The sequence below is a fragment of the Enterobacter sp. MGH 37 genome (assembly GCF_000534515.1).
In the GTDB taxonomy this organism is placed as follows: domain Bacteria; phylum Pseudomonadota; class Gammaproteobacteria; order Enterobacterales; family Enterobacteriaceae; genus Enterobacter; species Enterobacter kobei.
Window position 1 is genome coordinate 1064426 of record NZ_KI973206.1, and the last position, 8965, is coordinate 1073390.

The 8965-nt window shown below is 53.7% G+C and carries 8 protein-coding genes, 2 tRNA genes, 1 rRNA gene and 3 other annotated features; of the genes, 2 read left to right on the plus strand and 9 right to left on the minus strand.

What is annotated here, in order from left to right:
* Positions 1–13: 13 nt before the first annotated feature.
* From ilvE to ilvL, 5 genes are all read right to left on the minus strand, one after another.
* The gene (gene ilvE, locus L383_RS06165; protein WP_023331587.1) at positions 14–943 is read right to left on the minus strand and encodes a branched-chain-amino-acid transaminase; all 930 of its coding nucleotides are present in this window, start codon (positions 941–943) and stop codon (positions 14–16) included.
* A gap of 18 nt (positions 944–961) precedes the next feature.
* Positions 962–1225 carry an acetolactate synthase 2 small subunit gene (ilvM, locus tag L383_RS06160; RefSeq protein ID WP_003860184.1) on the minus strand — a complete coding sequence of 88 codons (264 nt, stop codon included), beginning with the start codon at positions 1223–1225 and terminating at the stop codon, positions 962–964.
* Complete coding sequence (gene ilvG / locus L383_RS06155; protein ID WP_023331588.1) at positions 1222–2868, minus strand: acetolactate synthase 2 catalytic subunit; 1647 nt, start codon at positions 2866–2868, stop codon at positions 1222–1224. Before ilvG ends, ilvM begins: the two co-directional genes overlap by 4 nt.
* A gap of 2 nt (positions 2869–2870) precedes the next feature.
* The gene (ilvX, locus tag L383_RS26565) at positions 2871–2921 is read right to left on the minus strand and encodes a peptide IlvX (protein WP_201405605.1); all 51 of its coding nucleotides are present in this window, start codon (positions 2919–2921) and stop codon (positions 2871–2873) included.
* 86 nt (positions 2922–3007) lie between these two features.
* On the minus strand, positions 3008–3106 hold the full coding sequence (gene ilvL / locus L383_RS25275) for an ilv operon leader peptide (protein WP_001311244.1): 99 nt from the start codon (positions 3104–3106) through the stop codon (positions 3008–3010).
* A 341-nt stretch (positions 3107–3447) separates the two neighbouring features.
* Between ilvL and L383_RS06150 the strand changes: the two genes are divergently transcribed.
* Positions 3448–4968, plus strand: coding sequence for a YifB family Mg chelatase-like AAA ATPase (locus tag L383_RS06150; RefSeq protein WP_023331589.1), 1521 nt, complete (start codon positions 3448–3450; stop codon positions 4966–4968).
* Between the two features lie 29 nt (positions 4969–4997).
* Here the strand turns inward: L383_RS06150 and L383_RS06145 are convergent, their stop codons facing one another.
* On the minus strand, positions 4998–5336 hold the full coding sequence (locus L383_RS06145; protein WP_014885680.1) for a MaoP family protein: 339 nt from the start codon (positions 5334–5336) through the stop codon (positions 4998–5000).
* Between the two features lie 118 nt (positions 5337–5454).
* Between L383_RS06145 and hdfR the strand changes: the two genes are divergently transcribed.
* Entirely contained in the window at positions 5455–6276 is an 822-nt protein-coding gene (gene hdfR, locus L383_RS06140) for an HTH-type transcriptional regulator HdfR (RefSeq protein WP_023331590.1), read from the plus strand.
* 93 nt (positions 6277–6369) lie between these two features.
* Here the strand turns inward: hdfR and L383_RS06135 are convergent.
* From L383_RS06135 to rrf, 3 genes are all read right to left on the minus strand, one after another.
* Positions 6370–6445 (minus strand) — tRNA-Trp (locus tag L383_RS06135).
* Between the two features lie 53 nt (positions 6446–6498).
* Positions 6499–6575 (minus strand) — tRNA-Asp (locus L383_RS06130).
* A gap of 56 nt (positions 6576–6631) precedes the next feature.
* Positions 6632–6747: ribosomal RNA gene (gene rrf, locus L383_RS06125) — 5S ribosomal RNA — on the minus strand.
* Positions 6748–6824: 77 nt separating this feature from the next.
* Positions 6825–7697 (minus strand) — a sequence feature (23S ribosomal RNA rRNA prediction is too short).
* A 1-nt stretch (position 7698) separates the two neighbouring features.
* Positions 7699–8457, minus strand: a sequence feature (23S ribosomal RNA rRNA prediction is too short).
* Positions 8458–8468: 11 nt separating this feature from the next.
* Positions 8469–8908 (minus strand) — a sequence feature (23S ribosomal RNA rRNA prediction is too short).
* Positions 8909–8965: the final 57 nt, after the last annotated feature.

Genomic DNA, 8965 nt, shown 5'->3' on the forward strand with positions numbered 1-8965 from the left:
CCCAAATTTATATTTAGTGATTAACCTGATCCAACCAGCAGTATTTATCTTCTGTTTCGCCAGTAAAGAGGCCAAAGAAGGCTTGCTGGATGCGTTTGGTGACCGGGCCACAGCGGCCTTCGCCGACCTGAATACCGTCTACGCTACGAACCGGCGTGATTTCAGCCGCCGTACCGGACATGAACACTTCATCAGCCAGATACAGGGATTCGCGGGACAGCACCTGCTCGCGCACTTCGATACCCAGGTCTTTCGCCAGCTTGATGATGGCGTCACGGGTAATACCCGGCAGCGCGGAAGATGTGAATGGCGGCGTGAACAGGATGCCATCTTTCACTTCAAACAGGTTTTCACCTGCGCCTTCCGAGATGTAGCCATTCACGTCCAGCGCGATACCTTCCTGATAGCCGTGACGGCGCGCTTCGCTACCGACCAGCAGAGAGGAAAGGTAGTTACCGCCCGCTTTAGCAGCGGTCGGGATGGTGTTTGGCGCCACGCGGTTCCAGGAAGAAACCATTGCGTCGATCCCCTGCTCCAGGGCTTCTGCTCCGAGGTAAGCCCCCCACGGGAACGCGGCAATGATCACATCGGTGTTGTAACCGGCTGGCGGGTTCACGCCCATACCGACATCACCCACGAAGACCAGTGGACGAATGTAGGCGCTGGTCAGGTTATTCTTGCGAATGACTTCGCGGCAGGCTTCCATCAGCTCATCAACGCTCTGTGAAACCGGGAAACGATAAATTTTGGCTGAATCATGCAGACGCTGCATGTGTTCGCGATGGCGGAACACCACTGGCCCTTTGTGAGAATCGTAGCAACGGATACCTTCAAAGACGGAGGTGCCGTAGTGCAGCGCGTGGGACATGACGTGGACCTTCGCGTCCTCCCAGCGAACCATCTCACCATTGAACCAAATGTAATCAGCTTTTTTTGTCGTCATTTTTTCGTCCTGTCACGCTTAAGCGCGGATTTGTTGTGATGTGGTTGTGCTCTGGCAGATGGCAACATGGGCAACGTCTACCAGTTTTGATAACTGACTAAACAGTAAGTCGACCGGCCGCGGGCTGGCAACGGTTAATTCGATACTGATGTTCTGCGCGTCGGTGGCCGTCTCCATATTCATAGAGCAAATCTGAAAACCACGATGACGGACCACACGCAAAACGCGTTCTAAGGTTTCCGGGTTGAAGCGAGCCTGCACGGCGACCTGATGTTGCATCATGATAATTTCTCCAGCATTTGTGAGTTACTGGCACCGGGCGGTACCAACGGCCAGACGTTCTCAAGCTCGTCGATTGAGACATGAAGCAGGTACGGCCCTTCGCTTGACAGCATGGTGTCGAGTGCCGCTTCAACCTGGTCTTTACGGGTGATGTGCTGGCCAGGAATGCCGAAGGCGCTGGCCAGGGTGAGGAAATCGGGGTTATCGGTCAGGGTGGTTTCGCTGTAACGCTCCTGGAAGAACAGCTGTTGCCACTGTCGAACCATCCCTAAACGCTGATTATCCAGCAACACGATTTTCAGCGGCAACTGCTTGCGCTTAACGGTGCCCAGCTCCTGAACGTTCATCATGAAGGAGCCGTCACCGGAGATACAGATAACCGTATCGTTCGGGCGAGCCACCTGCGCACCCACGGCGGCAGGCAGGCCAAAGCCCATGGTGCCTAAGCCGCTGGAGGTGATGAAGTTTTCCGGACGGGTGTAGGTCATGTGCTGGGCTGACCACATCTGGTGCTGGCCTACGTCGGTGGTGATGACGCTATCAGCCGGTTTACGGTCAGACAACTGTTTCAGCAGCAGCGGCGCGTAGATGGCATCGCCAGGATGGTCGTAACGCCAGGCGTGTTCGGCGCGCATCTCTGCGGCGTGCTGGCGCCACGCGCTGATATCCAGTGGCTGCGCCAGTGCCGGTAACAGCGTATTGAGATCGCCCTGCAGCGCGACGTGCGCCTGACGCAGTTTGTTCATCTCCGCCGGGTCGATATCCATATGGATAACTTTGGCATTTGGCGCGAAGGTATTCAGTTTGCCAGTAACGCGGTCGTCAAAACGCGCACCCACGGCGATGAGCAGATCGCACTCTTGCACCGCCAGGTTTGCGGCTTTAGTGCCGTGCATCCCCAGCATGCCGAGATAGTATGGGTCGTCTGCATCAACCGCACCAAGACCTTTCAACGTGCAGGTGGCAGGCATTTGCGTTACCGCGATAAATTCACGCAGGGCAGGCACGGCCTGCGCCATGCCGACACCCCCGCCGACGTACAGCATCGGCTGTTTCGCCTGCGCCAACATCTGGCGCGCCTCTTCAACCTCTGCATGCGGGAACGCATCGTCGCTTTCCACGGTGGAGAAGTGCGGTTCCAGTTCGCCGAGTGCAACCTGGATATCTTTCGGGATATCCACCAGAACGGGGCCAGGGCGGCCCGAGCTCGCCACTTCGAACGCTTCGGCCATTACGCGCGGCAGCTCATCCAGAGACTGGACAAGGAAGCTGTGCTTGGTGCAGGCCAGCGATAAACCAAGTACGTCCACTTCCTGGAAAGCATCGGTACCAATGAACGGGGAAGCCACCTGACCGGTGATCGCCACGACGGGCACGGAATCGAGCAGCGCATCAGCCAGGCCGGTAATCAGGTTCGTTGCGCCCGGACCTGACGTTGCCATGCACACGCCGGTTTTACCCGTCGCGCGGGCATAGCCGATAGCGGCCATTGCTGCCCCCTGCTCGTGTCGGCACAAGAGATGTTCCACGCCGCCGTCATACAGTGCATCGTAAATCGGCATGATCGCGCCACCCGGATAACCGAATACGGTCTCGACTCCCTGCGCGCGCAACGCATGTACAACCCATTGTGCCCCATTCATAGTTAGTTCCCCGTCATAAATCTGGAGAAACAGAATTTTATGCTAGTCGTCATGTCCTGCTCCTCGTTTACGTTTTTTAGTCATAAAAAAACCCCCGGACCTTTCGGTGCGGGGGTCTTAGTTCGTTAAGGCTTGATTTCTAAGCCTTTCCTCGTCCAAGTGCAGCCCCGCACGGTGGGATAATAATCACCACCACGCTAATCACGACCAGGCTAATCACTCGTAGAAGGGCTGTCATTTTCAGTTCTTTTTGCATCTTGTTCGAAGGAATACCTAAAGAGGTATCACAGTTTTTAAATCAAACACAAGATTTATTTATGACGCATTTGGTTAGGCCGCGAATCATATTTCTTAAAATCGTTGTTTTATATGGGGAAATTGAAGAATGAATATTTTTCATATTTTTACGACGGCGCTAACCATCAAAACGGCGCTTTTTACCTTCTGCGAGAAGTCTTCCACGGGTATGTAATGATTTCAGTGTGCACTTAAAATCTCTGAATAAGAGCCGTAAATACGCAAAATGACGCTAAACAGACAAAAGAGGCACTGGCATAGTCGTACCAGGAGGTAGTGCAAATGTCACTGTCAGTTGTTTATACGCGTGCGGCTCTCGGGGTGAAGGCACCGCTTATTTCTGTAGAGGTTCATCTGAGTAATGGGCTACCCGGGCTCACGCTCGTCGGGCTACCTGAAACGACGGTTAAAGAAGCCCGGGATCGCGTTCGCAGCGCAATAATAAATAGCGGTTATACCTTCCCCGCTAAGAAGATCACCATCAACCTGGCTCCCGCCGATCTGCCCAAAGAGGGAGGACGATATGATTTACCTATCGCAATTGCGCTTCTCGCAGCCTCTGAGCAGCTTAATACGACCAGGCTAGGCTCGTACGAGTTTGTGGGAGAACTCGCGCTCACAGGCGCGTTAAGGGGCGTTCCCGGTGCGATATCGGGCGCGCTGGAAGCTATACGTGCAGGACGGCAAATCATTGTCGCGAATGAAAATGCATCAGAAGTGAGTCTTATCGCCGAGAAGGGGTGTCTTGTCGCAGGGCATTTACAGGAAGTTTGCGCCTGGCTGGAAGGGCGCCATGAACTGTCCGAGCCGGAAGAGTGTGACAATGTTATAGCCGATACCCCAGAGGATCTCAGCGAGATTATGGGACAGGAGCAAGGGAAACGGGCGCTGGAGATTACGGCCGCAGGTGGACACAATCTTCTTTTGATCGGCCCGCCTGGTACGGGTAAAACGATGCTGGCGAGCAGGCTGAGTGGCTTGCTGCCACCGCTCAATAATCATGAAGCGCTGGAAAGTGCCGCCATTTATAGCCTTATCAGTTCTACCTCGTTGCAAAAACAGTGGCGCCGTCGCCCTTTTCGTTCACCTCATCATAGCGCTTCACTGACGGCGATGGTCGGCGGTGGGTCTATTCCCGGGCCGGGTGAAATCTCACTGGCGCACAATGGCATTCTGTTTCTCGACGAGCTGCCTGAGTTTGAGCGCCGCGTCCTGGATGCCCTGAGAGAACCCATTGAATCTGGAGAGATACACATCTCACGCACGCGAGCCAAAATAAGCTATCCCGCGCAGTTTCAGCTGGTCGCTGCGATGAATCCCAGCCCTACGGGTCATTATCAGGGCAACCATAACCGCTGTACGCCTGAGCAGACATTGCGCTATCTGGGAAAGTTATCCGGCCCGTTTCTCGACCGTTTCGATTTATCCCTCGAAATCCCCCTTCCCCCGCCGGGCCTGCTCAGGCAAAAAGGCATCACTGGTGAAAGCTCAGCAGATGTACGCGAGCGGGTCATTGCTGCCCAGACGCGACAATATGCCCGTCAGAACAGGCTGAATGCGCGGCTGGATAATGCCGGGATCCGGCAGTTTTGTTCTCTTAACATGGAGGATGCGGTTTGGCTGGAGGAAACCTTGACGCGTTTTGGTCTTTCTATACGCGCGTGGCAGCGTTTGCTGAAAGTGGCCAGAACCATTGCTGACGTGGAGGGTTGTAGTGACATTCAGAGGAAACACTTGCAGGAGGCGCTGAGCTACCGCGCTATCGATCGTTTGCTGCTCCATCTGCAGAAGTTGCTGGCGTAAAAAAGGGGCCGTAGCCCCTTCTCATCATCTTAGTCATCAGACTCAGTGTAGTCTTCTGCGCCTTCCATCTGTGGCTTACCGCCGGAGAGCGTATGGAAGCGTTTTGGACGCTTAATGCGCGCCATGTACTTGATCCATACACGTTCTGCTTCAGACTGTGGCTCACGCTCGCCACGGCACACTAAGACAAACTGCTTTTCATCTTCAGTTGCAGGCTCACGCTTACCCAGATCCAGCTCGTTGAAGGCATAACCATGACGCTCAAGCAGCTGCGCCTCTTTGATGGTGAAATCGCCGTGACGAGAGAACCCGCGCGGATAATGTTTATTGTCGAAAAAACGATTAGTCGTCGTAAAGCTTTCCGCCATCCTACACGCTCCTAATTCTTTGGCCGAGCTATTTATGGCGCGGAGTATTAGTTACGCTTGACAGAGTGTAAAACAAAACATTTAAATCATAACGACAAATTATTTTGCGGAGAAAGATGTGGATACGGAATTGCTAAAAACTTTCCTCGAAGTGAGCAGAACACGCCACTTCGGGCGAGCTGCTGAAGCCCTTTACCTGACGCAGTCAGCGGTCAGTTTTCGTATTCGACAGCTGGAAAATCAACTGGGTGTGAATCTTTTTACCCGCCACCGCAACAACATACGTTTAACGCCTGCCGGTGAGAAACTGCTCCCCTATGCGGAAACGTTGATGAATACCTGGCAGGCAGCACGTAAAGAGGTTGCCCATACGTCGAGGCACAATGAGTTCTCGATAGGGGCCAGCGCGTCCCTGTGGGAATGTATGCTAAGTCAGTGGCTTACCCGGCTATATCGTTCTCATGAACATTTGCAATTTGAAGCCAGAATTGCGCAACGCCAGTCCCTGGTTAAGCAACTTCATGAGCGCCAGCTTGATCTTCTTATCACGACCGAAGCCCCCAAGATGGACGAATTTAGCAGCCAGATCGTAGGGCAGTTTGGTCTGGCACTTTATGCTTCTGAACCTTCAATGATGAAAGCCGATCTGACCTATTTGCGCCTGGAGTGGGGTCCTGATTTTCAGCAGCATGAGGCGGGATTGATAACCCCAGATGATGTTCCACAGTTAACCACCAGTTCTGCCGAGATTGCCTGTCAGCAACTTCCCTTGTTGAAGGGTTGCACCTGGTTACCCGCCCGTTGGGCAGATACTAAAGCGGGGCTACATACCGTGATAGATTCCACCACCATTTCGCGCCCGCTGTATGCGATTTGGCTGCAAAACAGCGATAAGCAGTCGCAGATAAAAGATCTCTTAAAAATCAATATTATGGAATGATGCATCAGCCAGCAGGGAAGCTGGCTGAAAATTCAGGTGTGCCGTTGTATTTCAGGCAAAAAAAAATCCTTTGCCGAAGCAAAGGATTCAATATGGCAGGGGCGGAGAGACTCGAACTCGCGACACCCGGTTTTGGAGACCGGTGCTCTACCAACTGAGCTACGCCCCTAAAGTTTTTTGCCATTAAGCCTGCCAGTGAGGCAGGCTTAATGTCTTAATAAGTGGCGGAACGGACGGGACTCGAACCCGCGACCCCCTGCGTGACAGGCAGGTATTCTAACCGACTGAACTACCGCTCCACCGAAGACTGCTTGTAACCACCGGATTTATGCACCGGCTTACTACTAAATTTGATGCCTGGCAGTTCCCTACTCTCACATGGGGAGACCCCACACTACCATCGGCGCTACGGCGTTTCACTTCTGAGTTCGGCATGGGGTCAGGTGGGACCACCGCGCTAAAGCCGCCAGGCAAATTCTGTTATCTGTATCAGGCTGAAAATCGTCTCTCACCGCCAAAACACCTTCGGCGTTGTAAGGTTAAGCCTCACGGTTCATTAGTATCGGTTAGCTCAACGCATCGCTGCGCTTACACACCCGACCTATCAACGTCGTCGTCTTCAACGTTCCTTCAGGAGACTTAAAGTCTCAGGGAGAACTCATCTCGGGGCAAGTTTCGTGCTTAGATGCTTTCAGCACTTATCTCTTCCGCATTTAGCTACCGGGCAGTGCCATTGGCATGACAACCCGAACACCAGTGATGCGTCCACTCCGGTCCTCTCGTACTAGGAGCAGCCCCCCTCAATTCTCCAGCGCCCACGGCAGATAGGGACCGAACTGTCTCACGACGTTCTAAACCCAGCTCGCGTACCACTTTAAATGGCGAACAGCCATACCCTTGGGACCTACTTCAGCCCCAGGATGTGATGAGCCGACATCGAGGTGCCAAACACCGCCGTCGATATGAACTCTTGGGCGGTATCAGCCTGTTATCCCCGGAGTACCTTTTATCCGTTGAGCGATGGCCCTTCCATTCAGAACCACCGGATCACTATGACCTGCTTTCGCACCTGCTCGAGCCGTCACTCTCGCAGTCAAGCTAGCTTATGCCATTGCACTAACCTCCTGATGTCCGACCAGGATTAGCTAACCTTCGTGCTCCTCCGTTACTCTTTGGGAGGAGACCGCCCCAGTCAAACTACCCACCAGACACTGTCCGCAACCCGGATCACGGGTCTACGTTAGAACACCAGCCATTAAAGGGTGGTATTTCAAGGGCGGCTCCACGCAGACTGGCGTCCACGCTTCAAAGCCTCCCACCTATCCTACACATCAAGGACCAGTGTTCAGTGTCAAGCTATAGTAAAGGTTCACGGGGTCTTTCCGTCTTGCCGCGGGTACACTGCATCTTCACAGCGAGTTCAATTTCACTGAGTCTCGGGTGGAGACAGCCTGGCCATCATTACGCCATTCGTGCAGGTCGGAACTTACCCGACAAGGAATTTCGCTACCTTAGGACCGTTATAGTTACGGCCGCCGTTTACCGGGGCTTCGATCAAGAGCTTCGCGTTGCCGCTAACCCCATCAATTAACCTTCCGGCACCGGGCAGGCGTCACACCGTATACGTCCACTTTCGTGTTTGCACAGTGCTGTGTTTTTAATAAACAGTTGCAGCCAGCTGGTATCTTCGACTGATTTCAGCTCCACCCGCAGGGGCTTCACCTACATATCAGCGTGCCTTCTCCCGAAGTTACGGCACCATTTTGCCTAGTTCCTTCACCCGAGTTCTCTCAAGCGCCTTGGTATTCTCTACCTGACCACCTGTGTCGGTTTGGGGTACGATTTCGTGTTACCTGATGCTTAGAGGCTTTTCCTGGAAGCAGGGCATTTGTTACTTCAGCACCGTAGTGCCTCGTCATCACACCTCAGCGTTAAAAGGTACCGGATTTACCTGGAACCTCCGCCTACATGCTTAAACCGGGACAACCGTCGCCCGGCTAACATAGCCTTCTCCGTCCCCCCTTCGCAGTAACACCAAGTACAGGAATATTAACCTGTTTCCCATCGACTACGCCTTTCGGCCTCGCCTTAGGGGTCGACTCACCCTGCCCCGATTAACGTTGGACAGGAACCCTTGGTCTTCCGGCGAGCGGGCTTTTCACCCGCTTTATCGTTACTTATGTCAGCATTCGCACTTCTGATACCTCCAGCAACCCTCACAGGCCACCTTCAACGGCTTACAGAACGCTCCCCTACCCAACAACACATAGTGTCGCTGCCGCAGCTTCGGTGCATGGTTTAGCCCCGTTACATCTTCCGCGCAGGCCGACTCGACCAGTGAGCTATTACGCTTTCTTTAAATGATGGCTGCTTCTAAGCCAACATCCTGGCTGTCTGTGCCTTCCCACATCGTTTCCCACTTAACCATGACTTTGGGACCTTAGCTGGCGGTCTGGGTTGTTTCCCTCTTCACGACGGACGTTAGCACCCGCCGTGTGTCTCCCGTGATAACATTCTTCGGTATTCGTAGTTTGCATCGGGTTGGTAAGCCGGGATGGCCCCCTAGCCGAAACAGTGCTCTACCCCCGAAGATGAGTTCACGAGGCGCTACCTAAATAGCTTTCGGGGAGAACCAGCTATCTCCCGGTTTGATTGGCCTTTCACCCCCAGCCACAGGTCATCCGCTAAT